Source organism: Azospirillum sp. UENF 211521 (assembly GCF_058780535.1).
On sequence record NZ_JBSNCF010000003.1, the window covers coordinates 432,258 to 455,185 of the forward strand.

The 22,928-nt window shown below is 68.5% G+C and carries 25 protein-coding genes; 23 read left to right on the forward strand and 2 right to left on the reverse strand.

Annotated features, from left to right (window positions below; translation table 11 throughout):
• Nucleotides 1-426 precede the first annotated feature (426 nt).
• The 13 genes from ACWPN5_RS26715 (at nucleotide 427) to ACWPN5_RS26775 (ending at nucleotide 11,313) form a co-directional block, all read left to right on the forward strand.
• Complete coding sequence (locus ACWPN5_RS26715) at nucleotides 427-2,115, forward strand: cation diffusion facilitator family transporter (protein WP_492298380.1); 1,689 nt, start codon at nucleotides 427-429, stop codon at nucleotides 2,113-2,115.
• A gap of 167 nt (nucleotides 2,116-2,282) precedes the next feature.
• On the forward strand, nucleotides 2,283-2,633 hold the full coding sequence (locus ACWPN5_RS26720) for a hypothetical protein (protein WP_492298382.1): 351 nt from the start codon (nucleotides 2,283-2,285) through the stop codon (nucleotides 2,631-2,633).
• A 173-nt stretch (nucleotides 2,634-2,806) separates the two neighbouring features.
• Complete coding sequence (locus ACWPN5_RS26725; protein ID WP_492298383.1) at nucleotides 2,807-3,289, forward strand: DUF411 domain-containing protein; 483 nt, start codon at nucleotides 2,807-2,809, stop codon at nucleotides 3,287-3,289.
• Nucleotides 3,290-3,496: 207 nt separating this feature from the next.
• A complete protein-coding gene (locus ACWPN5_RS26730; protein ID WP_145681861.1) occupies nucleotides 3,497-3,694 on the forward strand; it encodes a type II toxin-antitoxin system ParD family antitoxin in 198 nt (65 codons plus the stop codon).
• Nucleotides 3,684-5,612: a PAS domain-containing sensor histidine kinase gene (locus tag ACWPN5_RS26735; RefSeq protein WP_492298385.1), complete on the forward strand. Its 1,929-nt coding sequence runs from the start codon at nucleotides 3,684-3,686 to the stop codon at nucleotides 5,610-5,612. Before ACWPN5_RS26730 ends, ACWPN5_RS26735 begins: the two co-directional genes overlap by 11 nt.
• Nucleotides 5,606-6,328, forward strand: a complete 723-nt coding sequence (locus ACWPN5_RS26740; protein WP_492298386.1) for an ATP-binding response regulator — start codon at nucleotides 5,606-5,608, stop codon at nucleotides 6,326-6,328. Before ACWPN5_RS26735 ends, ACWPN5_RS26740 begins: the two co-directional genes overlap by 7 nt.
• Nucleotides 6,325-6,450 carry a hypothetical protein gene (locus ACWPN5_RS26745; RefSeq protein WP_492298388.1) on the forward strand — a complete coding sequence of 42 codons (126 nt, stop codon included), beginning with the start codon at nucleotides 6,325-6,327 and terminating at the stop codon, nucleotides 6,448-6,450. Before ACWPN5_RS26740 ends, ACWPN5_RS26745 begins: the two co-directional genes overlap by 4 nt.
• Before the next feature lie 363 nt (nucleotides 6,451-6,813).
• Entirely contained in the window at nucleotides 6,814-7,788 is a 975-nt protein-coding gene (locus ACWPN5_RS26750; protein WP_492298389.1) for a CobW family GTP-binding protein, read from the forward strand.
• Between the two features lie 37 nt (nucleotides 7,789-7,825).
• On the forward strand, nucleotides 7,826-8,548 hold the full coding sequence (gene nthB, locus ACWPN5_RS26755) for a nitrile hydratase subunit beta (RefSeq protein WP_200478206.1): 723 nt from the start codon (nucleotides 7,826-7,828) through the stop codon (nucleotides 8,546-8,548).
• A 16-nt stretch (nucleotides 8,549-8,564) separates the two neighbouring features.
• Nucleotides 8,565-9,185 (forward strand): nitrile hydratase subunit alpha, encoded by a 621-nt coding sequence (gene nthA, locus ACWPN5_RS26760; protein ID WP_145681864.1) that lies wholly within the window; start codon nucleotides 8,565-8,567, stop codon nucleotides 9,183-9,185.
• Between the two features lie 40 nt (nucleotides 9,186-9,225).
• Nucleotides 9,226-9,600, forward strand: a complete 375-nt coding sequence (locus ACWPN5_RS26765) for a nitrile hydratase accessory protein (RefSeq protein ID WP_492298392.1) — start codon at nucleotides 9,226-9,228, stop codon at nucleotides 9,598-9,600.
• A gap of 29 nt (nucleotides 9,601-9,629) precedes the next feature.
• Complete coding sequence (locus ACWPN5_RS26770; RefSeq protein WP_492298394.1) at nucleotides 9,630-10,283, forward strand: energy-coupling factor ABC transporter permease; 654 nt, start codon at nucleotides 9,630-9,632, stop codon at nucleotides 10,281-10,283.
• Nucleotides 10,284-10,353: 70 nt separating this feature from the next.
• Nucleotides 10,354-11,313 carry a GlxA family transcriptional regulator gene (locus ACWPN5_RS26775; RefSeq protein ID WP_145682142.1) on the forward strand — a complete coding sequence of 320 codons (960 nt, stop codon included), beginning with the start codon at nucleotides 10,354-10,356 and terminating at the stop codon, nucleotides 11,311-11,313.
• A gap of 42 nt (nucleotides 11,314-11,355) precedes the next feature.
• Here ACWPN5_RS26775 and ACWPN5_RS26780 read toward each other — a convergent pair whose 3' ends face one another.
• Nucleotides 11,356-12,954 (reverse strand): winged helix-turn-helix domain-containing tetratricopeptide repeat protein, encoded by a 1,599-nt coding sequence (locus tag ACWPN5_RS26780; RefSeq protein WP_492298396.1) that lies wholly within the window; start codon nucleotides 12,952-12,954, stop codon nucleotides 11,356-11,358.
• A 237-nt stretch (nucleotides 12,955-13,191) separates the two neighbouring features.
• Here ACWPN5_RS26780 and ACWPN5_RS26785 point away from each other — a divergent pair, with 237 nt between their 5' ends.
• The 10 genes from ACWPN5_RS26785 (at nucleotide 13,192) to ACWPN5_RS26830 (ending at nucleotide 21,889) form a co-directional block, all read left to right on the forward strand.
• Nucleotides 13,192-13,944: an SDR family oxidoreductase gene (locus ACWPN5_RS26785; RefSeq protein WP_492298398.1), complete on the forward strand. Its 753-nt coding sequence runs from the start codon at nucleotides 13,192-13,194 to the stop codon at nucleotides 13,942-13,944.
• Between the two features lie 81 nt (nucleotides 13,945-14,025).
• Nucleotides 14,026-14,472 (forward strand): carboxymuconolactone decarboxylase family protein, encoded by a 447-nt coding sequence (locus ACWPN5_RS26790; RefSeq protein ID WP_145681869.1) that lies wholly within the window; start codon nucleotides 14,026-14,028, stop codon nucleotides 14,470-14,472.
• A gap of 507 nt (nucleotides 14,473-14,979) precedes the next feature.
• Complete coding sequence (locus tag ACWPN5_RS26795; protein WP_492298400.1) at nucleotides 14,980-16,266, forward strand: alanine racemase; 1,287 nt, start codon at nucleotides 14,980-14,982, stop codon at nucleotides 16,264-16,266.
• Nucleotides 16,267-16,287: 21 nt separating this feature from the next.
• Nucleotides 16,288-16,956, forward strand: coding sequence for an amino acid ABC transporter permease (locus ACWPN5_RS26800; RefSeq protein WP_145681871.1), 669 nt, complete (start codon nucleotides 16,288-16,290; stop codon nucleotides 16,954-16,956).
• A gap of 14 nt (nucleotides 16,957-16,970) precedes the next feature.
• The gene (locus ACWPN5_RS26805) at nucleotides 16,971-17,621 is read left to right on the forward strand and encodes an amino acid ABC transporter permease (RefSeq protein WP_492298402.1); all 651 of its coding nucleotides are present in this window, start codon (nucleotides 16,971-16,973) and stop codon (nucleotides 17,619-17,621) included.
• On the forward strand, nucleotides 17,608-18,336 hold the full coding sequence (locus ACWPN5_RS26810; RefSeq protein WP_200478213.1) for an amino acid ABC transporter ATP-binding protein: 729 nt from the start codon (nucleotides 17,608-17,610) through the stop codon (nucleotides 18,334-18,336). The genes ACWPN5_RS26805 and ACWPN5_RS26810 overlap by 14 nt, the downstream gene beginning before the upstream one ends.
• A 67-nt stretch (nucleotides 18,337-18,403) precedes the next feature.
• A complete protein-coding gene (locus tag ACWPN5_RS26815) occupies nucleotides 18,404-19,204 on the forward strand; it encodes a transporter substrate-binding domain-containing protein (RefSeq protein ID WP_145681874.1) in 801 nt (266 codons plus the stop codon).
• A gap of 34 nt (nucleotides 19,205-19,238) precedes the next feature.
• The gene (locus ACWPN5_RS26820) at nucleotides 19,239-19,583 is read left to right on the forward strand and encodes a RidA family protein (RefSeq protein WP_200478214.1); all 345 of its coding nucleotides are present in this window, start codon (nucleotides 19,239-19,241) and stop codon (nucleotides 19,581-19,583) included.
• Nucleotides 19,584-19,689: 106 nt separating this feature from the next.
• Nucleotides 19,690-20,748, forward strand: coding sequence for a M14 family metallopeptidase (locus ACWPN5_RS26825; protein WP_200478215.1), 1,059 nt, complete (start codon nucleotides 19,690-19,692; stop codon nucleotides 20,746-20,748).
• 31 nt (nucleotides 20,749-20,779) lie between these two features.
• Nucleotides 20,780-21,889 carry a LacI family DNA-binding transcriptional regulator gene (locus tag ACWPN5_RS26830; RefSeq protein ID WP_200478216.1) on the forward strand — a complete coding sequence of 370 codons (1,110 nt, stop codon included), beginning with the start codon at nucleotides 20,780-20,782 and terminating at the stop codon, nucleotides 21,887-21,889.
• Nucleotides 21,890-22,047: 158 nt separating this feature from the next.
• On the opposite strand, the gene ACWPN5_RS26835 is transcribed toward ACWPN5_RS26830, so the two are convergent.
• The gene (locus ACWPN5_RS26835; protein ID WP_492298406.1) at nucleotides 22,048-22,926 is read right to left on the reverse strand and encodes a TauD/TfdA dioxygenase family protein; all 879 of its coding nucleotides are present in this window, start codon (nucleotides 22,924-22,926) and stop codon (nucleotides 22,048-22,050) included.
• Nucleotides 22,927-22,928 lie beyond the last annotated feature (2 nt).

The following is a 22,928-nucleotide window of genomic DNA, read 5'->3' on the forward strand; positions in this document are numbered from 1 at the left end:
CGAGACCTCCGCCGCTGTGCGCCACGCCGTCGACCGAGGTGAACTGGTCCCCGGCTTGGCACCGGGCGCCTTGCCCAGCGCTCCGACGCCCAATTCCAATTTCATCGGAACACCCCTTGACCCTCTAGTGGCTACAGGGTCCATCTTAGGGAACGGAAAGCGCATCCGCAGACCTGAAAACCCGCGGACGCCCCTTGTCCGTTGGAGTCCGTCATGCAGGAACCCGTCCCCGCCCCTGGTCTTGGACACGATCCGGCCGAACCTGAGCGACCGGGTGGCTGGCAAGGCGCGGTCACCGACCTTCCGGACCTGCACGCCTTCGGCGGCGCTGGCCGACGTTCAATCCAGCTGATGTCGGAATCACCGGCGGCGAAATCCCGATGCCGCCCCCCTCATTCCCCCTGCAACCGAACCCGCGAGAAGACCATGCGCACCGTCATCCGCCTGCGCGGCGCCCTGACAACCGCTTTTGGCGCCTTCGGCATCCTGATGATCGCCGCCACCGCCGCGGCGCAGACCCCTGCGGTGCCGTCCTCGGCGACGAGCCCCCGCGTGCTCGGCAGCCCGGACGCCCCGGTCGAGGTGATCGAATACGCCTCCCTCACCTGCCATCACTGCGCCGCCTTCCACAACGAGGTGCTGCCGCAGGTGAAGAAGGAACTGATTGATACGGGCAAGATCCGCATCGTCTTCCGCGACTTCCCGCTCGACCGCGCCGCCTTCGAGGCGGCGGTGCTGGCGCGCTGCGTCGAGCCCGGCCGGTATTTCCCCGTGCTGTCGGTGCTGTTCGCCAAGCAGGACGACTGGTCGCACGCCCAGGTCCCGACCGAGCAGCTGACCCGCTATGGCATGCTGGCCGGTCTGGCCAAGGAAACCTACCAGGCGTGCCTGAACGACAAGGCGCTCGGCGATTCCATCCTCCAGTCGCGCCTGGAGGGGTCGGAGAAGCATCAGGTCGAACTCGACCCCGTCCTTCGTGATCGGCGGCAAGACGCACAAGGGCCTGCCGAGCTACGAGGCGTTCCTCAAGGCCGTGCAGCCGCTGCTGCCGCCGTCCTGATGACGGGGCCCCATTCCACCCGACCGCAACCCGGTCAGACACACGGCATTCCGGCTGGACACATGGCACACGATCACACCCCCCGGACGACGGGGCATGGGGCGCACGGCGGCTCCGGACACGACCACCGGCACGGGCACGGGCACGACCACGGCGACGCGGGCCACAGCCACGGCATCCCGGCGGTGACCGCGGGCAGCGAGCGCAAGGTCTTCTGGGTGATGCTGCTGACCGGCGGCTTCATGATGGCCGAGGTGGCGGGCGGCATCGTCTCGGGCTCACTGGCCCTGCTTGCGGACGCCGGGCACATGCTGACCGACTTCGCGGCGCTGGCGCTTGCCTGGTTCGCCTTCCGCCTGGGCCGCCGCCCGGCCGATCCGCAACGCTCCTACGGCTACCACCGCTTCCAGGTGGTGGCCGCCTACACCAACGGGATCAGCCTGTTCGCCATCGCGCTGTGGATCGTCGTCGAGGCGGTCGGGCGCGTCTTCGATCCGGTCGAGGTGATGGGTCCCCAAATGCTGGTCATCGCCACGCTGGGGCTGCTGGTCAACATCCTCGCCTTCTGGATATTGAGCCGCGGCGAACAGGGGAACCTCAACGTCCGCGCGGCCGCCGTCCACGTCCTCGGCGATCTTCTCGGCTCGGTCGGCGCCATCGCCGCCGCGCTGGTCATCCTGTGGACCGGCTGGATGCCCATCGACCCGATCCTGTCCGTGGTGGTCGCCCTGCTCATCCTGCGCAGCGCCTGGAGGATCACCAAGGAGGCCGGGCACATCCTCCTCGAAGGCACCCCGCCGGGCATCGACGCCGCCGCGGTCGGCGCCGCCCTGCGCGAGGTTTCCGGGGTGCTGGACGTCCACCATGTCCATGTCTGGTCGCTCAGCACCGAACGCCCCTTGCTGACCATGCACGCGGTCGTCGGGGACGGGGCCGACCGGGACCGCGTGCTGCGCGACGTCAACCGGGTCCTGGCGGAGCGCTTCGGGATCGGCCACGCCACGGTTCAGTTGGAGCAGCGCGGGTGTGTTCACGCCGACCAGGAGCATCGGTGACGGTGAGGGAGGCGCCGCTTGACCGACATCAACGCGGGCGGTACGAGGTGGTGTAGGCTGACGATGGCGTTGCGGTCCCCGTCGGGGGCGAGGGGCTCGGGGGCGAGGGGCTCGGGGGCGAAAGGCGGAGGGGCATGGGGGGAGCGTTCCGGGCAAGTCTGCGGTGTGTGGCGGTTGGCCTGCTCGTTCTGGTCATGCTGATCGTGCCGTTCGCCGCCTCGGTTCCGGCCGGCGTCCTTTCCGACCCATGCGGTTGCGGTGCGGGAACGGCCGGTGCCGAGCCGGCGACAGCGGATGGAGCGATGGAGCGGACCTGCTGCCCCGGCCCGGACGGAGCGTCGGCCCCCGGTGGCGGCTGCATGGCCCCGGGCTGCCACGCCATGCCCGTCAGCCTGCCCGTGGGCGCTCCGCCGCTCCCCGTCGATCCGACACCGGCCTCGATCGCGATGCCCGCCCCTGGCCTGCCCGATGGCATCGCCGTCGATCCGGCGCTGAAGCCGCCGCGCGTCTCCATCTGACCGCCCGGCTTGCCGACCGCTCGGCTTGGCCTGGCCATGTCCCGTCGCCATGCGCGCGGGCAGGAGCGCGCGCGTCTTCCGGCGCGCCACGGCACCACGAATCACGCCTGGCGACGTCCAGGCCGGCATCCGCCCCGCGCGAATGCGGATGCCACCCACGAGGAACACGAACCATGTCCATGAAGCCCAAGAAAACCGCGGCCGCCCTTGCCCTCGGCGCCGTCCTGGCCGGGGGAGCCGCCATCGGTGGCAACATCCTGTTCGCCGGCAGTCCCGCGGTGGCGTCGCCGATCGTCGAGGTGTGGAAGTCCCGGTCCTGCGAATGCTGCGTCGGCTGGGTCACGCACATGATCGCCGCTGGGTTCGACGTGAAGGTCCACGAGGTCGAGGATATCGAGCCGGTCAAGACCGCGAACGGCATCCCCGAAGCCCTGGAGTCCTGCCATACGTCCCTGGTCGACGGCTACGCGATCGAGGGGCATGTCCCGGCGGAGGACGTGAGGCGGCTGCTTGCCGAGCGTCCGCAGGCCAAGGGACTGTCGGCTCCCGGCATGCCGCAGGACGCGCCGGGCATGGACATGAAGACGGGCGAGCCCTACCAGGTCGTCCTCTTCGGCACCCAGGACGGCCAGATGTGGGTCTACGCGAACCACTGAGCGCAACACCACGGACGGCAACACCACGCACAATGGATGCGCGGTCGCGGCGTTTCTCGCAATGGGCGATGAGACGCCGCACCGTCACGGGGCCACCCTTGCCGTTCGACGTGGACAAGCGGGAACGTCATGCCGTTCAGACGACTTCCGCGCCCGGTTTCGGCGTCTTACTCTGTCGCACCGTCATCATTTCGCCGCGATCGTCCCATGTCCAGGCGCATCAACCAAAGCATCTCCCTCACCCCGGAACTCGGCCGTTTCGTCCGGTCCCTGGTGGCGTCCGGACGCTACCAGACGGCCAGCGAAGTGGTGCGCGAGGGGTTGCGCCTGCTTCAGGAGCGTGTTGCGCTGCCGCCGGCCCCGCTTGCCCAGCCTCCTGCACCGAACGGCGGCCATGATTCCTGACGTCGTTGGCGCACCCCCCGGCTGGCCCATGGGCGGCGGAGCCATGGGGGCATTGATCCGGACCCACGATTGGACCGCCACCCCACTCGGACCGAAGGCGAACTGGCCACTGTCCTTGCGGGTGGCCGTCGACCTGGTCCTCGGTTCCCCGCTCGGCATGATCGTCCTCTGGGGTCCCGATCTCATCCAGATCTACAACGACCGCTACGCCGAGGTCACCGCCGGGAAGCATCCCCGCGCCCTCGGCCAGCCCACACGCGACTGCTGGCCGGAGGTCTGGGATTTCAACGGGCCGATCTATCAGTCCGTGCTGCGCGGCGAATCCCGCCGGTTCGACGACCAGAAGCTGATCCTCGAACGCAACGGCGTTCCGGAGGAAACCTGGTTCGATCTCACCTACAGCCCGGTCCGCAACGATGCCGGGTGCGTCGCCGGCGTCCTGGTGACGGTGCATGAGGTGACCAACCGCAAGCGGGCCGAGCTTGCGATGCGCGACAGCGAAAACCGCTTCCGTGCTCTGGTGACCGCGTCCTCTCTCGCCGTCTACCATATGAACGCCGACTGGACGGAGATGCGACGGCTCGACGGGCACGGCTTCCTCACCGACACGACGGGCGGCAACAGGGCATGGCTTGAAGACTACATCCATCCGGATGACCAGCCGCAGGTTCTCGGCGCCATCCGGGACGCCATCCGCACCAAGAGCGTGTTCGATCTGGAACACCGGGTCCGGCAGGCCGACGGAACACTGGGATGGACGCATTCGCGGGCGGTGCCGCTCCTGGCTGCGGATGGCGAGATCTGCGAGTGGTTCGGGACCGCCGGCAACATCACCGCCCGCAGGAGCACCGACGAAGCGTTGCGGCGCAGCGAGACGCAGCTGTCCGTCCTCTTCGCCCGCGCGGCGGTCGGCCTGTCGGTGCTCACGTTGGATGGCCGCTTTCTCCGCGTGAATGACGAACTCTGCCGCATTGTCGGGCGTCCGCGGGAGGAGGTGGTGGGCTTGTCCGTTGCCGACGTCACCCACCCCGACGATATGGCGGCGAGCCGCACCGCCATCGAACAGGCTTTGCGGACCGGCGAGACCGTGGCGCTCGACAAGCGCTACCGGCGGCCCGACGGGACGGACGTCTGGGCGAACAGCGGCATCACGATCGTGCCCGGCGACGACGCAGACAAGCGCCACTTTCTGGCGGTCACGGCCGATCTGACCGCCCGGCATGAAGCCGAAGCGGCCCTGCGCGAGAGCGAGGCGCGGTTTCGGCTGATGGCGGACGCCGTGCCGCAGATCGTCTGGATCACCGACGCCGAAGGGCGGGTCGAATTCTTCAACCGCCAATGGGCCGACTACACCGGCGTGGCGTACGACTCCCGGACGGGGCCGGCCACGGTGTCGGACGTCATCGCCGAGTTCATCCATCCGGACGATGCAGCGATGACGGCCGAGCGCTTCCAGGAGGCGCAGCGGACGGGCAGCCTCTTTCTCGTCGAGCATCGTCTCCGTTCAAGAACCGGAGACTACCGTTGGTTCCTGGTCCGGGGTTTGCCTTACCGCAATCCGCACAGCGGCGTCATCGTCCGATGGTTCGGCACCTCGACCGACATCCACGACCACAAGCACGCCGAAGCCCTGCTGCAGTCGGCACGCGACACGGCCGAGGCGGCAAGCCGGGAGAAATCGAACTTCCTCGCCTCGGTCAGCCATGATCTGCGCCAGCCGGTGCAGGCCGCCAACCTGTTCCTTGAGCTTCTGCGGCGGCAGCCGCTGGACCAGAAGGCGCGCGAGCTGCTGAAGCCGTTGTCGGACAGCATGACCAGCCTGACGGGCATGCTGAACGGGCTTCTGGAAGTGGCGCGGCTCGATGCCGGCCTGCTCACGGTGCAGGCGCGCGGGCCTTCGACCTCGACGAGTTGCTGAAACGTCTCTACGGCGAGTTCCAGGGACCGGCGCGCGAGGCGAAGCTGCGGCTGCACATGCCGCCGGCCGGGCGATCGGTCCGGTCCGACCCGTTGCTGGTGGAATTGGTGCTGCGCAATCTCATCTCCAACGCCGTCAAATACACCGAACAGGGCGGCGTCACGGTGGAGACACGGGTCGAAGGCGATCGATTGGCGATCGACGTGACCGACACCGGTCGTGGCATCGTCCCGGAGGAGGTGGAGCGCATCTTCGAGCCCTATTATCAGATCGGCAACGCCGCCCGCGAGCATGCGCGCGGCTTCGGCATCGGCCTTGCCACCGTGCGGCGGGTGGCCGATCTGCTGGAGACGCGGGTGACCGTCCACTCCGAACCCGGAAAGGGGTCGACCTTCAGCCTGACGCTTCCTCTGGCGGTGGAGGCGGTTCAGACACCGACCGACGGAGGGGACTCGCCCGGCAGGGCGCTGCGGGACCGGACGGCCCTGGTGGTGGACGACGAACCGATGGTGCTCAAGGCGCTGGAGGTCACCTTGCGGAGCTGGGGGGTGTCCGTGCACGTCGCCCGCACGCCGGCGCAGGCCAAAGCCATATTGGACCGGCTTGAGACCCCGCCGGACATCGTCATCGCCGACCACTCCCTGGGCGGGGGGAAACCGGCGCCACCATCATCACCGAAGCCCGCCGGCACGGCACGCCGGTCACGGTCCTGGTGACCGGCGACACCTCGGCCGAACGGCTGGCCGACGCCGGGCGGACCGGCATCCGCATGCTGCACAAGCCGATCGATCCCGCGACGCTGGAGGCTTTGCTTGTGGAGGAACTGGCGGGCCGATAAGTACAGCCCCCCGCGGGCATCGACGGCCGGCTTCGGGATCGATGGGGCGGCCCGCACCCCGCATGGCCGAGGGAAATTGCGGCCACCCGCATCCGCGCGGTCAGTTCCCGGGTGTGGGCGCTGCTCCGGCAAAATCGCCGAACTCCGCGTCACAGCCTGCATCTTCACACCGCCCGCCATGGAGCGCTTGGCCGATTCTGATAGGCGCTTTGTCCGGAATTGCCCTGCACCGCTTGTTGAGTCAACGAACGGTATGCGGTGCAATGTATACCACGGCAGCGCCGAAGCGGAACGTCCGGATCTCCTCGGCCATCTGCGCAGGCGAAGGCTGCCGTTTGCAACCTGAAGCAACGGAGCATCGCCATGCGACCGATTCCGGTGACCGTGCTGACCGGATTTCTCGGGGCCGGCAAGACGACCCTGCTCAACCGCATCCTGGCGGAGCGTGGCGGCGAGCGGACCGCCGTCATCGTGAACGAATATGGAGAGCTTGGCATCGACGGGCTGCTCGTGACGGCGACGGACGAGACGATCGTCGAACTCAACAACGGCTGTGTCTGCTGCATCGTCCGCGGTGATCTGATCGAGGCGTTGGTAAGGCTGGCCGAGGGCGAGCGCGGATTCGACCGGGTGGTGATCGAGACGAGCGGCCTCGCCGACCCAGCCCCCGTCATTCAATCCTTCGTGCTGGACGAAGGGCTGCGTGGCCGCTTCGCGCTGGACGCCATCATCACCGTGGCCGACGCCCGCCACCTGCCCTTGCAACTTGGCCATGACGAAGCGCGCGAACAGGTTGCCTTCGCCGACGTGATCCTGCTGAACAAGATCGACCTGGAGCCCGCCGCGGTGCTCGACACCGTGGAACGCGAGATCCGCCGGCTCAACCCGCTGGCCCGCATCCACCGCACCGAGGAATGCGCCCTGCCGCTCTCGGAGATCCTCGGCATCGGCGCCTTCGACCTGCAGAACATCCTGCGCCTCGACCCCGACATCCTCGATGAGCATGAGCACGAACACGACGCCGGCATCGGCTGCGTGGCCTTTCGCGAGCCCGGACGGCTCGACCCGGCTGCCGTCGACCGCTGGCTCAACCAGCTTGTCCAGGACAAGGGGCGCGACCTGCTGCGCGCCAAGGGCGTGCTGGACCTCGACGGCCAGGGACGCCGCTTCGTCTTTCACGGCGTCCACATGACACTGGACGGGCGGCCGGGCCGGCCTTGGAAACCCGGCGAGGAACGGTTGAATCAGCTCGTCTTCATCGGCCGCAACCTGGATGCCGAAAGGCTGCTGGAGGGGCTTCGCGGCTGCGCCGTCGCGGCGGACGCCGCCGCCCTCTGACGCTTCTGTTTCCGTTCCCGATTTCAGGAAGCACCCAATGAAGCTGCAACATTACCTCGGGGGCCTGGAGGGTCTCGGCCCCATCACCGTCGAAACGCGTGTCTTCGTGGAGGAGTGGGAGAAGCGCATCTTCGGCATTCACACGGCGATGATGGCGCTCAGCCCGCAACTGCCGCTTCCCCCCACGCCGAGCGCCTTCCACACCGTCTGGACCTGGGCCCATCTGCGCACCGGAGCCGAAGGGCTCAACCCCTTCGACTATTTCAAATACCGCTACTACGAGAAGTGGCTGGGCGGCATCAGCGGCTACTTCATCGAGAACGGCTACATCACGGAGGAGGAGCTGGAGGCCCGCACGGCGGAGTATCTGGCCGATCCGGACAAGCCTCTGCCGCAAGGCGGCGCGCCGGAGATCGACCAGCGTGTCGAGCGCTATCTGGCGGAAGGGGACTCCCCGAAGCGCGACGTCGCGGCCCTGCCCGACTTCCGGGAAGGCGACACGGTGACGGTCAGGAACGTGCCGACGCTCGAGCACACCCGCCTGCCCGGGTTCCTGCGCAACCACAGCGGCGTGGTCGAGACGGTCTATCCGGGCGCCTACGGCTATCTGACCGACACCGGGACGGACGGCGTCGGCGCGCCGATGCCCGTCTATTGCGTGCGCTTCGAGGCCAAGGACCTGTGGCCCGGCAACACGGAGCCGAACGTCACGCTCTACGCCGACCTCTACGCCGCCTACGTCACCAAGCCCACCGCCTGAACCGGAGCCATCGCGAATGACCGATCGTTTCCACCATCCCGACGACCGCGAGGCCCGGAGCGCCGCGCGCGTCCGTGCCCTCGAAGCGCTGCTCATCGAAAAGGGCGTCATCACCAGCAAGACCGTGGACACGGTGCTGAACGTGTTCGAAACGAAGATGGGTCCGTTCAACGGCGCCAGGATCGTCGCCCGCGCCTGGGTCGATCCGGCCTTCAAGCAACGGCTGGTCGCGGATGCGCCGGCCGCCATCGCCGAGATGACGGATCTGCCGGAGGGCATGGCCGGTGCCGAGGGCGAGCACATGCGCGCCGTGGCGAACGGCGAGGGCGTTCACAATCTGGTCATCTGCACGCTTTGCTCCTGCTATCCCTGGCCGGTGCTGGGGCTGCCCCCCTATTGGTACAAGGACCCGACGTTCCGCAGCCGCGCCGCCCGCGAGCCGCGCGCCGTGCTGAAGGAGTTCGGGCTGACCGTGCCCGAGAGCACGGAGGTCAAGGTCTGGGACAGCAGCGCGCAGATCCGCTGGTTCGTCATTCCCGAGCGCCCCGCCGGGACCGAGGGCATGAGCGAGGACCAGCTCGCCGCCCTGGTCACGCCGGAAGCCATGATGGGCGTGGCGGTGGCGGCGTCCGCCTGATCCCCGAACCAGCCCCCCAGAACCGTCAGGAGGAACGGGCATGCTGACCCGCTTCGAACATTTCGCCCTGACCAGCATGGCCGGGGCCGAGGATTCCCCGCCCCGCGCCAACGGCACCCTCTGCTTCGCGGAGGAGTGGGAGCGGTCGGCCTTCGGGGTGGCGCTCGCCCTGGCCCGGGAGGGCCATTTTGAATGGGAGGATTTCCGCCGCAACCTGATCGCCGCCATCGGCGACTGGGAGCGGACCCAGGCCCCCGACGGTCCCTCCTGGAACTACTATGAACAGTGGTTGAGCGCCCTGGAGGCGACAATCCTGCAATCCGGGCTCGCAACGCCCGACGAGTTGTCGGCCCGCCTCGCCACCGCCACCGCCACCGCCACCGCCACCGCCACTGCCGACACGCGGTCGGCCTGATACCACCATCCGAACATCGGGAGACGTCCATGCACATCGAACCCGGCATGCTGTCCGCCGCGAAAATCGTCGGCGCCAACGCGGCCGCGCTCAGCCTTCTCGCCTCGCACACTCCGGCCTTCCTGCGCCGGCCCCTCGAATGGGGCAAGGCGCTCCTGGCGGCTGTCTTCTTCTCGGTCTTCATGGAATTCTGGCACCAGCCGGTCGGCCCGTCGGAACTGCATTTCATCGGCGCCTCGGCCATCTATTTCATCTTCGGATTTCCCGCGACCCTGTTCGGGTTCGGCATTGGCCTGACGCTTCAGGCCCTTCTGTTCGAGCCGCAGGATCTCGCGCATCTCGCCGTGAATTCGCTGTCGCTGATGGTGCCGCTGGTTGCCGTACACGCCATGGGTGGAAAGCGCCTGCTGGAATCCGGTGGACTGGCCGCGATCCGCTGGTCGTCGGTGCTGCGCTTCGACGCCGTCTATTACAGCGGCGTGGTTGCCATGGTCGGCTTCTGGCTGATGCTGGGCGAGCGGGCGACGCCGTTCGCGGACTGGGCGGTCTTCGCCGCCGCCTATCTGCCGGTCGTGCTGTGCGAACCGGCGATCAGCTGCGGGCTTCTGCGGGCGCTGGGCCGGCTGGACGCCGGCAACCCGCTGCTTCGCGTCACCACGCTCCGCAGCCGGGCTCTTGCCTGACGGCTGGCATGCCAAATACAATCGGGCGGCGATGCCCTATGGCCGCCCGATTGCAGGAAGAGCGTCTTTCATGCGGATTGTGCTTCTCGCCCCTCCCGGGGTTCAGGCGTTGGATGTGGTGGGTCCGGCGGAGGTGTTCTGGGAAGCGGCGCGCCGTCTCGGCGATCCAAAGGCCTACGAGGTGCAGGTGATGGGCACCGCGGAGGGGCCGGTTTGCGGGACCGGCAGCCTGCGGTTCCTTGCCGACCGGACCATCCACGACCCCGATCAACCGATCGACACGCTGTTGATCGCCGGGGACCCGTCGTTCAGCGCCATCGATCCGGCGGTGATCGACTGGCTCAGGCGCCGCGCGCCCGAAGCCCGCCGCTACGGGTCGATCTGCACGGGCGTGTTCCTGCTGGCGGCCACCGGGCTGCTCGATGGCCGCCGCGTCACCACCCATTGGGAATGCGCCGACAAGCTTCGCGCCGAGTTCCCGACGCTGACGGTCGATGCGGACCAGATCTTCATTCGCGACGGCAACATCTCCACCGCCGCCGGCGTCACCTCCGGCATCGACCTGGCGCTCTCCCTGCTGGAGGAGGATCACGGGCGGGAGCTGGCGCTGCTGGTCGCGCGCTACATGGTGATGTTTCTGAAGCGGCCGGGCGGGCAGTCGCAATTCAGCGCCCATCTCGCGGCCCAGGCGTCGAGCCGGACCGGAATCCAGAGGATTCAGGAGTATGTGCTGGACAACCTTTCCGCCGATCTCTCCGTGGAGTCCTTGGCCTCCCAGGCCGGCATGAGTTCGCGGAATTTCGCGCGGGTGTTCAAGCGCGACGTCGGCCGTCCTCCGGCCGATTTCGTGGAAGCGGCGCGGCTTGACGCGGCGCGCCGGATGCTGGTCGACTCATCCACGCCGCTCCAGCGGGTGGCGCATCTCTGTGGATTTGGTGACGCCAGCTCCATGAGGCGCGCGTTTGTCCGCAATCTCGGCATCAATCCGGGTGACTACCGGAAGCGCTTCCGCACGACGACCGCCGCCTGATCGCGAACCGGCATCCGTCGAGGCGTCCGACACGGCCAGACTTCACTCGGGCAACCCAGCCAGTCTCAGACCCTCCGCAAACCGCGTAAGATCTTCGGGACGGTGGATCGGCAGCCACTCCCGGAGAGTGGAGACGCGCAAGGACGGGTCGAGCGCGCGCAACCGCTGCATCGCCTGCCGCGCCTCCTCCGTCCGCCTGGCGAGCGCGTGGCTCGCCGCCGTCAGGGCGATGGCGACCAGGAGCCCGGGCAGGTTCCCCAACGCCTTGTCCGCCCAGGTTGCGGCGCAGTCGTGGCGTCCGGCGAAGAAATGCGCGAGCGCCGTCCCCGCCTGCATCCGGTACATCTCCGGGTCCAGCGGGCTCAGGCGGGCGGCATGGGCGAAATGAGCGCTCGCGCTTTCCGTTTCACCGCGGAAGGCGCGCAGGTAGCCGCCGAGGAACCAGGCGGGGGCGAAATTGGGGTTGAGCAGCACGGCCCGGTCGATGAGCGCGATGCCGCCATCAAGATCGCCGACGAAGTGACCGAGCGCGTGGCCGGCTCTGGTCAGCGCCACGGCGTCGTCGCGGCCGAACTCCACCGCCAGCCGCGCCAGCCGCACCCCCTCGGCGATCTCCCGGGGGCGGTCGGTCATCCAGCCGTTCACCTTGCGCCAGAGATGGCACCAGGCCGCCCCGCCATAGGCCGACGCGAACTCCGGGTCGAGGTCCGTCGCCCTTTGGAACAGGGGCAGCGCCGCGTCGATCGCCTCGCGGGTTCCGCTGTGCAGCTTCGCCATGCCGCGGAGATAGTAATCGTAGGCGTCCAGACTTTCCGTCGGCTTGCGCTTGGCGCGCTCGATCTCCGCCCGCTCGAGCTGCGGCGCGATCGCGCCGACGACGCTTTCGGCGATCCGGTCCTGCAACTCGAAAAGATCGTCGAGCATGCCTTCGAAGCGCTCGGCCCAGAGATGCGTCCCGCTCGTCGCGTCGATGAGCTGCCCGGTGATGCGCACGCGGTTCCCAGCCTTGCGGACGCTGCCTTCGAGCACGTAACGGACGCCCAGCTCACGGCCGATGTCCGTCACATCCACCGCCCGGCCCTTGTAGGCGAAGCTCGAGTTGCGCGCGATGACGAACAGCCAGCGGAGGCGCGACAGGGCGGCGATGATGTCCTCCACCACGCCGTCGGCGAAATAGTCCTGCTCCGGGTCGCCGCTCAGGTTCTGGAACGGCAGCACGGTGATCGAGGGCTTGCCTGGCAGGACCGGCCCGGACGGCGTCTCCCCGATCGTGCCGACCTCGGCCGCCCCGACGTCGATTGCACTAACTTCAATTGTCCCACCTTCGATCGCGCCGCCTTCGATGGCGCCGACGAAGCGGAACCCCTTGCGGGGGACCGTGCGGACCAGGCGCTGCTCCCCGCCGCTGTCGCCGATGGCCTTGCGGACCGCGTTGATGTGGCTGGTGATGGTCGATTCCGAGACGATCCGTCCGTTCCACACCGCCTCCAGAAGGTCGTCCTTGCTGACGACGCGGTCGCGGTTGCGGACGAGATGCAGCAACAGGTCGAAGACCTGCGGGCCGACGCCCACGACCTGTCCGCGCAGGGTCAGTTCCCGGCGCTCCTGATCGAGCACACACTCTCCGAAACGGAACGGCAAGCCCCTCACCTCCCTGAACCGAACGCCCGTCGCATCCCTGTCCGGGGCGACAGGCGGACGATGCCGCCCTTGATAGCACGGCGGCGCGCAGGCGGCTGCACCGTATGGCGTTCTTGGACGGAAATCCAAGCGCCCTTGGAGGTCAATTCAAGCCCGCCGCAAGGACTTCCCCAGCGCGTGCGGGCACTCTCCCGTCCATCGACGGCGCTGGTTTCCGTCGAGAAGCGGAGAACCCCCATGAAGATCGTCGTCATCGGAGGCACCGGCCTCATCGGATCGAAGCTGGTGCAGACCCTCCGCGAGCGCGGGCACGATGCGCTCGCAGCCTCGCCAAAGACGGGCGTGAACACCATCACCCGCGAGGGCTTAGCCCAGGCGATGGACGGAGCCGCTGTCGTCGTCGATGTGGCGAACGCGCCGGTTTGGGAGGACAAGGCCGTCCTCGATTTCTTCGAAACCTCGGGCCGCAACCTGCTGGCCGCCGAAGCGGCCGCCGGCGTCCGCCACCACGTCGCCCTCTCGATCGTCGGCAGCGAACGGCTTCCCGGCAACGGTTACTTCCGGGCGAAGGTCGCCCAGGAAAATCTCATCAAGGCGTCCGGCATTCCCCACACCATCCTGCGCGCCACGCAGTTCTTTGAATTCGTCGGCGGGATCGCGCAGGCGGCCACGGTCGGCGGGGAAACCCGCCTGTCGCCGGCGCTGATCCAGCCGATCGCCTCCGACGACGTGGTGGCGGCTCTCGCCGAGCTCGCCCTCGCGCCGCCGGTCAACGGCACGCTCGAAGTCGCCGGTCCGGAAGCGATCCCGCTCGACGAGCTGGTCCGGCGCCTCCTGCAGGCGACGAAGGACACGCGCAAGGTCGTGCCGGACATCCACGCACGCTACTTCGGCGACGTTCTCAACGATCAATCGCTGACCCCCGGCCGGAACCCCCGCCTCGGCGCCATCCGGTTCGAGGACTGGCTCTCCCGGCAAACCGCGCGCTGAAGGACGTCGACGGCACCCGGCGGCGGTCAGGACCGGGGAAGGGGGACCCGCAATCCGTTTTTGTCAGGAAAGGCAAAGAACATGGCACGTTTGACTTGGCATGAGGTCGCACCCGATGGTGCGAAGGCTCTGTTCGGCGTTCATCATTACGTCACGAAGCGCACCAACCTGCCCGAGGAACTCATCCACCTCGTGTTCCTCAGGGTCTCGCAGATCAACGGCTGCGCTCACTGCATCGATCTGCACAGCCGCGACCTCCGGAAGACCATGTCGGTCGACAAGGTCACGCTGGTGCCGGTGTGGGAGGAGGTCCCGCACCTGTTCTCCGACATGGAGCGCGCGGCCCTGGCCTGGGCCGAGGAGGTGACCCGCGTCAGCGAAACCCACGCGTCCGACGCCGCCTACGCGGCGGCATCGTCGGCGTTCGAGCCGAAGGATCTGGTCGATCTCACCATCGCCATCGCTGCGATGAACGCCTTCAACCGGCTGGGTGCCCCCTTCCGTCTTCCGGTGGCCGCCAAGGCCTGAGCCGGTGCGGGGAGCCGCGGCGATCGGCGTCGCCGCGGCATGCCTCAGCGAAAGAAAGACGGCGGTGCCGCTGTGCCTCGCTGCCCTCCCGTTCTTGTGAGCGGGCAGCGCGCGTCTGGCGGGCGAGCGAACTGGCCGGCAGGCACCGCGGCGTCGCGCGTCATCGGAACGCGACGCCGTTCCTTCGGATCGGTGCGGAAATGCCGCGTGCCCATCCCGACCCCCTGAAGCCGGTAAGCCTCTGTACTGACACAAGAGTTTCACTTCAGGATAGAAACCGCCGCCCTTGGCCAGAAAGCGCCATAAGATGGCTTATGGAAAACTGCCACGTTTGTCGTTACCGGTGGCCTTGCCGGCACGCCGTTGCTGATCCAACGGGGCACGGGGAAATGATCTCTCTCAAAGCGTGATGATAACGTTGTCATTGTGACAAAACCGCTGTATGGTAACGTTGTCATCGAACGTTCCGATGCCTCGTCCTCATCTGGCTGATCAGGATTGCCGCCCATGAGCCTGTTTCTCGATGCCCTGCTCGACAGCAGTTTAGACGACAGCATCCGTGGGGTGCCGCCGGGGACGGCGCCGTTGCGGCTGCGCGACGTCGGTGCCCAGGGCTGGCGGCCGGCCGCCGGCGACATGGCGCTGCCGGTGCTGACGCTCGACGAGGACGCCTTTGCCGCCAACCGCGACCTGATCTTTGCCTATGCACGCCATCACGGTGTGGCGCTCGCCCCGCACGCCAAGACGCCGATGGCCCCGCAGATCGCGTCCGGATTGGTGGAGGCCGGGGCCTGGGGCGCCACCGTCGCCAACCTGCAGCAGGCCGCCGTCCTGCTGCGCGCGGGCGTGACCCGGCTGATCCTCGGCAACGAGATCGGCGGCCTCGCCAGCGGCCGGCGGCTCGGTGCGTTGCTTGCCGCCCACCCCGACGCCGACCTGCGCGCCTTCGCCGACTCTCCGGCCGCCGTCGAGACGCTCGCCGCCGCCGCCCAGGCTGCCGGCCGTCCGCTGGCTGTCCTGATCGAGGTCGGGGCCGGTCGTGGCGGCGCCCGCGACCGCGCGGCGGTGGACGCGATCCTCGCCACGGTTCTCAATCATCCGGGCCTGCTGGTGCTCGACGGCGTCGCCACCTATGAAGGGGCGGTCGCAACGTCCGACCCGGCCGAGACCGCCGCCAACATCGCCGCCCTGATGGACCGGACGGCGGAGGCCTTCGCCCTGGTGCGCGCGCTGGCGCCGGAACGGCCGCTGCTGCTCACCGCCGGCGGCTCGGCCTTCTTCGACATGGTGGTCGCCGGCCTGGCGACGGTCGCGAAAGCCGACGGCAACGCCACGCTGGTGCTGCGCAGCGGAGCCATCTTCTTCCACGACCACGGCACCTACGAACGCGCGCTCGGCGCGCTCGACACCCGGCGGGGTTTCGCCTGCGGCGGCGCCACGGCCGCCGACTTCCGCCCGGCTCTTCGCCTGTGGGCGGAAGTGCTGACCCGGCCGGAGCCGGGCTTGGCCATCTGCGGCTTCGGGATGCGCGATTCCTCCTTCGACCAGGACCTCCCCCGCCCCCTGCGGATCCATCGCGACGGCGTGGCGCGGTCCGCCGACGGGCTGCGGGTGACCCGGCTGAACGACCAGCACGCCTTCGTCGCCGTGCCGGTCGGCCATGATCTCGCGGTTGGCGACATCGTCGAGTTCGGCATCTCGCATCCCTGCACCTGCATCGACCGTTGGCGGGTGCTGTTCGGCCTTGGCGCCGACGGGCGGGTCCGCAGCGCCTACCGCACCTTCTTCGGCTGACCAGAGGCGGCCAGTTTCCCCATGCAGACATTGAATTTCCAGCAGCTCTGGCGTTACCAGGACCAGCTGATCGACGGTACGCTGCACACGCTGCTGCTGACCCTGGTCGCGGCGGTGATCGGCACCGCCATCGGCGTCGCCGCCGCAGCGGCGGTGCGCAGCGGGCCGCGCCCGGTGCGTTGGGCGATCCGCGGCTATGTCGAGCTGATCCGCAACACGCCGTCGCTGATCCAGCTCTTCGTGGTCTTCTTCGTGCTGCCGGGCTTCGGCCTGCGGATGGGGGCCTTCGAGGCGGCGGCGATCGCGCTCGGCCTCTATTTCGGCGCCTACTGCACCGAGATCGTCCGCGCCGGGCTCGACGCCATTCCCGGCAGCCAGGTCGAGGCCGGCCAGTGCCTGGGACTCACCCGCTGGCAGGTGTTCCGCCACGTCGTGCTGCCGCCGGCCCTGCGCAGCGTCTATCCCGCCTTCACCAGCCAGTTCGTCCTGCTTCTGCTCGGCACCTCGCTGGCCTCGCAGATCTCGGCGGAGGAGCTGTTCCACACCGGCGGCTTCATCGAGACGCGCACCTACCGCAGCTTCGAGGTCTATGCCGTGATCTGCGGCATCTACTTCGCCCTGGTGATGACCTTCAAACTGCTGTTCGCCGCGGTGGGGCGCCTCGCCTTCCGCTGGCCGGTGCGGCGCTGACGGAGACACCGGCCATGCGTTCCTTCTCCCTCCCCGACTTCCTGTCGCTGCTCAGCGCGCTGCAATGGACGGCCGTCCTCGTCGTCATCGCGCTCGGCTTCGGCGCTCCGCTGGCCTTGGCGCTCGCCCTGATGCGGACCAGCGCCAGCCGGGCGCTGCGCTGGACCGCCACCGCCTTCCTCCAGCTCGTCCAGGGCGTGCCCTTGCTCGGCCTGCTGATGTTCTTCTATTTCGGCATGCCGGTCTTCCTCGGCATCGAGATGCCGCCGCTGGTCGCCGTCGGCATCGCCATGACCGTCTACACCGCCTCCTTCCTCGGCGAGATCTGGCGCGGCGGCATCGAGGCGGTGAAGCACGAGCAGTGGGAGGCCGCCGCCTGCCTCGGCCTGTCGACCTGGCATCAGTTCCGCTACGTCATCGCGCCGCAGGCCTTTCGCATGGCGCTGCCGCCGACCGTCGGCTTCCTGGTCCAGCTGATCAAGGGGACCTCGCTGGCCTCCATCGTCGGCTTCGTCGAACTCGCCCGCGCCGGCCAGCTGGTCAGCGCCGCCACCTTCCAGCCCCTGCTGGTCTACTCGATCGTCGCGGCGATCTACTTCGCCGCCTGCCTGCCGCTCACCCTGTGGGCCCGTTCCCTGGAGGTCCGTCTCAATGGCGCTCGTTGACATCCGAAACGTTACCAAGAGTTACGGTTCCACCCAGGTGCTCAAGGGGGTGTCGCTCGACATCAAGGAAGGCGAGATCGTCACCATCATCGGCAAGTCGGGCTCCGGCAAATCGACGCTGCTGCGCTGCATCAACGCGCTGGAGCGCATCGACGGCGGCGAGATCACGGTGGAGGGCCAGACGGTGCGCACCGACATGCCGAATCTGCGCGACTTCCGCCAGCGCGTCGGCATCGTCTTCCAGGCCTTCAACCTGTTCCCGCACATGACGGTGGAGCGCAACATCACGCTGGCGCCGGTCCTCAACAAGCGGATCGCCAAGGCGGAAGGCCGGGCGCTGGCGCTGGACGTGCTGGAGCGCGTCGGGCTGGCCGACAAGATCGACGCCTATCCGGCCCAGCTTTCCGGCGGCCAGCAGCAGCGCGTCGCCATCGCCCGCTGCCTCGCCATGCGCCCGCACCTGATGCTGTTCGATGAGGTGACCTCGGCCCTCGACCCCGAGCTGGTCGGCGAGGTGCTGAAGGTGATGGAGGACATGGCGCGCCAGGGCATGACCATGGTCCTGGTCACCCACGAGATGGGTTTCGCCCGCAACGTCGCCTCCAAGATCGTCTTCATGCACCAGGGCCGCGTCTGGGAAGAGGGGCCGCCGGCGGACCTCTTCGCCAACCCCCGCACCCCCGAACTGCAGAGCTTCATCGCCTCCGTCCGCTGAGGCGCGCCGAACCAACCACCGGTTCCTCCCGAGAACCGGACAACGACCTGAACAGAGGAGCAATGTCATGAGACTCTTCCGGACCCTCGCCGCCGCCGTGGCGGTCTGCGCCACCGTCGCCCTGACCGCCGCCTCGCCCTCCGCCGCGAAGGCTGATGTCCTGCAGAACGTCCTGTCGGCCGGCAAGCTGCGCGTCGGCGTGTTGACGGACGCGGCCCCCTGGGGCTTCAAGGACGCCAAGGGCGAGGCCGCCGGCCTCGACATCGAGTTGGCGAAGCTGATGGCCGCCGACATGGGCGTGAAGCTGGATCTGGTCCAGGTGACCGGCGCCAACCGCATTCCAAGCCTGCTCGCCAACAAGGTCGACGTGCTGATCGCCGCCGCCGGCGCCACGCCGGAGCGCGCCCAGCAGGTGACCTTCACCCAGCCCTACGCCGCGGTCAATCTCGGCGTCTATGGGCCGAAGTCGATGGCCGCCGCCACCGATCCGGAGGGTCTGAAGGGCCGCAGCATCGGCGTCGCCAAGGGCTCGACGCTCGACATCTGGCTGACCGACAACGCCCCCGGCGCCAAGCTGGTGCGCTTCGAGGACACCCCCGGCGCCATCGCCGCCTATCTGGCCGGGCAGGTCGAGACCTTCGCCGAGAACAGCGCCATCGCGCTGAAGGTGTCGGAGGACAATCCCGGCAAGGAGGTCGAGCAGAAGTTCCTGATCCGCCAGTCGCCGGCCCATGTGGCCGTCCGCCACGGCGAGCAGGACATGGTCAACTGGATCAACACCTTCCTGTTCTACAACCGCCTGAACGGCAAGCTGGGCGCCTTGCAGATGAAGTGGTTCAAGGAAAAGCAGACCCTTCCGCAGATGTAATCCGCCGTTCGGCATCCAAGAGAGGTTTTATTCGATGATCACGAGGTTCCAGGTCGGTTCGCGCATGAGCCAGGCCGTCGTCTGCCAGGGCATGGTCCACATCGCGGGTCAGGTCGCCAACAACCGCACCGGCTCGATCAAGGAGCAGACCCTGGATGTACTGGCCAAGATCGACGCCCTGCTGGAGGAGGCCGGCACCGACAAGTCCAAGCTGGTCGCGGTCAACGTCTTCCTGCCGCACATCACCGACTTCGACGCCATGAACGAGGTCTACGACGCCTGGATCGATCCGGCCAACCCGCCGGCCCGCGCCTGCACCGAGGCGCGGCTGGCCGACCCCGACCTGCGTGTCGAAATGACGGCGCTCGCCGCCCTGTAAGCGGGCTTCTTCGGCGAACCGGAGGAGGCGTCGGGCGACCGCTGCCCTGCCAAACCCTGCCACGGCACAGGCTGCCAAGGCGCCCCTCCGCCAGAAGGTTTTTGGAATGCACACTGGCCTCTACCACGCGCTCGACTTCGCCGCCGATGGCAAGTCACTGGATTTCCTCAGCATCCCGTTCTCGGTGGACCGGTCCCCCTATTATCAGGTGAAGGTCCCGGTCTGCCGCGTGCGCAACGGGACGGGTCCGCGCGTGCTGCTGATGGCGGGCAACCACGGCGACGAGTACGAAGGCGAACTGCTGCTGGGCCGGCTGTTCCGCCGCCTCGATCCCGCGCGCATCCGCGGCGAGGTGACGATCCTGCCGGCCACCAACGCGCCGGCGGTGATGGCGGCGCGGCGCCGGTCGCCGCTGGACGATGGCAACCTCAACCGTGCCTTCCCCGGCGACCCCGCCGGCACCCCGACCTTCCGGCTGGCGCATTTCCTCGAACACGAGCTGTTCCCGCGCCATGACGTGGTGTTCGACATCCATTCCGGCGGCACCTCGATGGCTCACCTGCCCTGTGCGCTGATCGAACGGCAGGGCACGCCCGACCGTCTCGCCCGCGCCCTGGAGTTGATGCGGGCTTTGGACATGCCCTACGGCTTCGTGGCGGAGAACGGCGCCGCCGCTCCGACCTCGATGGCCGCCGCCGCGCGGGCCGGCGTCATCGGCATCAGCGGCGAGTTCGGCGGCGGCGGCACGGTGACTCCGGAAACCATCGCCTACACCGCCCGCGCGATCGACAATCTGCTGATCGCCGTCGGGCTGACCGATGCGCCGGTGCTCTCGGGTCCGACGCCCGCTGCGGCGCCCGCTGTGGCGCCCATTGCGACGCCGATGCAGCTTCTTCAGCTTGACAGCCACCGGCAGGCGATCTACGCGCTGCGGCGCGGCTGGTTCGAACCGGCGGTCGATGTCGGGGCGCGGGTTTCCGCCGGCGACCTCGCCGGCTGGTTCCACGACCTGACGCGGCTCGACCAGCCGGAGGAGGAACTGCGCTTCCAGGAGGCCGGGATCGTCATCTCGCGCCGCCTGCACAGCGACAGCGAGGCCGGCGATTGCCTGATCCAGGTGGCTCGTCCGGTCGAGGAGGCGGGCATCCTGGGGCGTGCGGCCTGACCGCGGATCATCAGACGGGGAGACGGGCGGCATGAGTGACACCGGTGCGGCGAAGCGTCCGCCGACCATCGACGACGTCCTCCGTCTCCGGGCAGCGGAGCCGCTGCCTTCCAGCAATGGAAGAGCGGAGGATGGGGCGGTCCGCGACGGGGCCGCTCCGCCGCGCATCGTCGAGATCGCCCGGCTTGCCGGGGTCTCGCCGATCACCGTCTCGCGCGCCCTGCGCCAGCCGGAGAAGGTGGCCGAGGCCAAGCGCCGCAAGATCCTGGAGATCGTCGAGCGCACCGGCTACGCCACCAACCCGCACGCCCGCGCGCTGAGGTCGGGCCACTCGAACATCGTCGCCGCCTTCGTTTCCAACCTGCAAAGCCAGCAGTTCTGCCTTGCCGTGCAGGGCTGCGGCGAGGTGCTGGAGCCGCAGGGCTACCAGCTGATGATCGGGCAGACCTCCTACTCCTACGCCAAGGAAACGACGATGATCCAGTCGCTGCGCGAGATGCGCCCGGCGGCGGTCATGTTCACCGGCGTCATCGAGATCGAGGAGAACCGGCGGGCCCTGCGGGCGCTCGGGATTCCGATCATGGAGACCTGGGCCTATCCCCGCGACCCGATCGACATGCTGGTCGGCTTCTCGAACATCGACAGCGGCCGCTTCGCGGCGGAGCATTTCGCCGGGCGGGGCTATCGCCGCGTCGCCTTCATCGGCCGCCGCAGCGGCCGCGGCGCCCTTCGCCTCAACGGTTTCCGCGAGGGGGCCCGCGCCGCCGGGCTCGACATCGTCGCCGAGCTTTCGGTCGACAGGGTCACCAGCATGGTCGACGGCCGTCGCGCGCTCGCCGAGCTGCTGTCCGGCAACGCCGCGATCGAGGCGGTGTTCTGCGCCAACGACCTGCTGGCGACCGGCGCGCTGCTGGAGGCGCGCCGGTTGGGTCTGCGCCTCCCCGAAGACATCGCCATCCTCGGCTTCGGTCACAGTGACGTTGCCGAAGAGCTGCCGCCCGGACTGACCACCATCGGGATCGACAGCCGCGACCTTGGCCGCCAAGCCGGATCGATGATCCTGCAGCGGATGCGCGGAGACATGCCAGCGGAGCCGATCCGTGCCATCGATCTGACACTGACCCATCGCGGAAGCAGCTGAGGCGGCACCGTCAACCCGGCGCCGTCATGAAACGCCACACCCGCCGCGCTTTCGCCGTGTCAAAGTGACAGCTCAGCCGCGGTCGACGGAGCGGCGGGTCATCATTTCGGTGAACCGCTGGCTCTCCCGCATCGGCGGAGGCGGAAACATGAGGACGCTCATACCGCCTCAGGGCGCCGCAATCCGGCAGGAACGGCGATCTGGGTGCGGTGCATGCGGCGGCGCTGGTCCTCGGGAAAGGGATCGCGGCGGTGCATGGTCCAGCGGTTGTCCCACATCACGAGGTCGCCGACCCGCCATTGGTGGTGCCAGGACAGCTCCGGACGCACCGCCGCCTCCCACACCGCATCGAGCAGGGCTTCGCTCTCCGCCGGCGGCAGGCCGGGGATGCAGGCATGCGGGCGGCGCCCCAGAAGCAGCGCCTTGCGCCCGCTCACCGGGTGGACGATGACCAGCGGATGCACGGTTCCCGGCGATGTGGCGAGGTCGGTCGGAGGCGCAAAGCCCTGCCGCAGATAGCCGCCGCTGTTGGTGGTGCTGTCGTGCTTGATCGACAGCCCGTCGATCCGCCGCTTCAGTTCCTCGGGCAGGGCGTCGTAGGCGGCGAACATGCTGATGAATCCGGTGTCCCCACCCTCCTCCGGCACCTCCAGCGCGTAGAGGCTGCTGGCGTAGGGCGGGGTCTTCAGATAGGTCATGTCGGCGTGCCAGACCGACTCCCCCGCCCCCAGCGCGCCGATGGGGCGGCCCTGCTCGGTGACGTTGGAGATGACGTAGACCTCCTCGAAGCCCGGTGCGTGCAGCCGGCCATGCTCGGTGATCGGCGCCTTGTCGAGCGGGCCGAAATGGCCGGACACCCGGACGAGGTCAGCGTCGGACAGCGTCTGGTCGCGGAACACCAGCACCAGATGGCGGTCCAGCGCCGCGGCCAGCGCAGCGGCGCTGGCGCCATCCAGCGGCCGCGACAGGTCGATGCCGCGGATTTCGGCCCCCAGCGTGGGGGAGACCGGATGGGTGGTGAAGGTGGGGTGGGTCATGA